We start from the raw sequence: 2,648 nt of genomic DNA on the forward strand, positions 1-2,648 counted from the left end.
GATTTACCGTTCAGGCGCGTCACGCCTGCTTCTGATTGCCTGCTTTCCAGGCACTGCTCGCCCTGATACAGCCAGGCGCGCAGATTGGTCGATCCCCAGTCAATTGCGATGTAGCGAGATGTCATGTGATTTCCTTCAGCCTTCGTGTCGAGCTGGCAATCATGGTAAGTGCCGCCTGCTCTGCCGCATCGCCGTCCTGATGCCGTATCGCATCGAACAGCGCTTTATGTTCCTGGAGCGTTTTCGGCATGTTGGCCTCATCGCCCATCCAGGTACGTTCAAATACTGCTCGCTGTAGCGAGCTGATCGCTACGCTAAGCTGCTGCAATACCGGGTTATGAACCGACTGCAGCACCGCTTCGTGGTAGCGAATGTCCGCCTCGTTAAACGCCTCCCGGTTCTGGTTGTTAGCGATCATGTCGTTTAAAGCCGACTCAATCTGAGCCAAATCGCCGGAAGTTGCGCGTTCCGCCGCCCAGCGGGCGATGGCCGGTTCGACCAGGTTTCGTACTTCACTCATCGCGCCGATAAGCCGCGGGTCGTAGTCGTTTTCCAGCACCCACTGCAGCACGTCGGTATCGAGGTAGTTCCACTGGTTACGCGGGGCAACAAACGCGCCGCGATAGCGCTTCATTTCAATCAGCCGCTTCGCCATCAGCGAACGGAACACTTCCCGGATGATGTTGCGCGAGGTTTCAAACTCCTCACACAGTTCGGCCTCCGCCGGCAGCGGCGAACCGGGAACATATTTGCCACCCACAATCTGGGTGCCCAGCGTGATGACGATGCGATCGGTTTTATTGAGTGTCATGGAGAGTCCTTGTGCTCTGTATGTCCATCACTACTTTACCGCGACCGCTGAATTTCACCTCACTTTTGCAGTACAAACGTGAGGGAGTTCGTCTTTGCCATGGCTGTAATGTAGTACAATCATTTAATGTTGTACTACAATCAAGATCACAAAAAGAACAATTCAATAAGTTCAGCGCAAAAAAAAGCCCCGGTTGATAACCGAGGCTGATGATTAAAAATAAGCGTTACTGCAGCACAAACTTCTCGATCGCGTAAGCAACGCCGTCCTCCAGGTTGGATTTGGTCACGAAGTTGGCCACTTCTTTCACGGATGGAATGGCGTTATCCATCGCCACGCCCATACCGGCGAATTCGATCATCGCGATGTCATTTTCCTGGTCGCCCAGCGCCATGATCTCTTCCTGTTTAATACCCAGCGCATCGGCCAGTGATTTGACACCGGTGCCTTTATTGACGCGTTTATCGAGGATTTCGAGGAAGTACGGCGCACTTTTCAGCACGGTGTACTTCTCTTTTACCTCCGCCGGAATGCGCGCAATCGCTTTATCCAGGATCTCCGGCTCGTCGATCATCATCACTTTCAGGAACTGCGTCGCCGGGTCCATTTTCTCCGCTTCACAGAACACCAGCGGAATGGTCGCAACGTAGGATTCATGTACCGTGTAGTAGCTGATATCGCGGTTGGCGGTATAGAGCGTATTGCGATCGAGCGCGTGGAAGTGGGAACCCACTTCACGGGACAGTTTTTCCAGGAACAGATAGTCATCGTAGCTCAGCGCGGTTTGCGCAACCGTATTGCCGTCAGCGGCTTTCTGCACCAGCGCGCCGTTATAGGTGATGCAGTAGTCGCCCGGCTGATTCATGTGCAGTTCTTTCAGATAGCTGTGTACGCCCGCATACGGACGCCCCGTGGTCAGGACCACATTCACGCCCTTTGCGCGCGCCGCGGCAATCGCGTTTTTAACGGCTGGAGAGATAGTGTGATCTGGCAGCAGCAGCGTGCCGTCCATATCGATTGCGATGAGTTTGATAGCCATGAGTTCCCCGGAATAAATGAGTGCTGCCTCATGCTAACGCGATTAAGCACACAAAAATAGAGCTATATTGCGCAACAGGAATGCCCCTTTTACGCTTATTCCGGGGAACGAAGGCTTACTCGCGGGTGAGAACTATTTTACCGAACGCGCCGCGATCGAGGTGTTCAAACGCCTGTTCAAGCTCGTTAAAACGGTAGCGATGCTCTATCACCGGCTTCAGCCCCGTGACGTCAACTGCGCGGACAAAATCTTCCAGCGCCCGGCGGTGCCCCACGCCAATCCCCTGAATGACGGGTGATTTCAGCAGCAGTTCGCCAGCAGAGAGCGTAATCTCCGTCCCGGCCAGCACGCCAATGACGGAGATACGTCCGTGAACGGCAACGGCGCGCAGGGAATGCTTCAGGTTCTCTCCGCCTACGGTTTCAATAATATGGTCGATGCCGCGATCCTGCGTGAGCGCCAGCGTATTTTCCGCCCAGTCGCCTTTCAGACGGTTGATGCCCTGGCTGGCTCCCAGCTTTTTGGCCAGCGCCAGTTTTTCATCACTCCCCGAGGTGACAAAAACCTCCGCCCCGTGCGCTTTTGCGATTTGCAGGGCGAATATCGCCACGCCGCCCGTGCCCTGCACCAGCACCGATTGCCCGGCGCGCAGCTGACCACGTTCCACCAGCGCAAACCAGGCGGTAAGCCCTGCGCAGGGCAGCGTGCTGGCCTCGGCGTCATCCAGATGCATATTCGCACGGTGATCGATCGCCAGTTCGCACCGTAGTCGATCATGATTTCGCATCGTGTTCGATC

The 2,648-nt window shown here is 55.2% G+C and carries 4 protein-coding genes; all 4 read right to left on the reverse strand.

What is annotated here, in order from left to right; all coding sequences use genetic code 11:
* On the reverse strand, nucleotides 1-125 hold a 125-nt coding region (locus DEO48_RS18520), incomplete at its 3' end, for a 2-dehydro-3-deoxygalactonokinase (RefSeq protein ID WP_181367030.1).
* Entirely contained in the window at nucleotides 122-811 is a 690-nt protein-coding gene (dgoR, locus tag DEO48_RS18525; protein WP_003861109.1) for a D-galactonate utilization transcriptional regulator DgoR, read from the reverse strand. The genes dgoR and DEO48_RS18520, both read right to left, overlap by 4 nt.
* 226 nt (nucleotides 812-1,037) lie before the next feature.
* Nucleotides 1,038-1,850 (reverse strand): sugar-phosphatase, encoded by an 813-nt coding sequence (yidA, locus tag DEO48_RS18530; RefSeq protein WP_109845948.1) that lies wholly within the window; start codon nucleotides 1,848-1,850, stop codon nucleotides 1,038-1,040.
* Between the two features lie 115 nt (nucleotides 1,851-1,965).
* On the reverse strand, nucleotides 1,966-2,648 hold a 683-nt coding region (locus tag DEO48_RS18535), incomplete at its 5' end, for an NAD(P)-dependent alcohol dehydrogenase (RefSeq protein ID WP_258306121.1).

Source organism: Enterobacter sp. CGMCC 5087 (genome assembly GCF_003144775.1).
Classification (GTDB): Bacteria; Pseudomonadota; Gammaproteobacteria; order Enterobacterales; family Enterobacteriaceae; genus Enterobacter; species Enterobacter cloacae_M.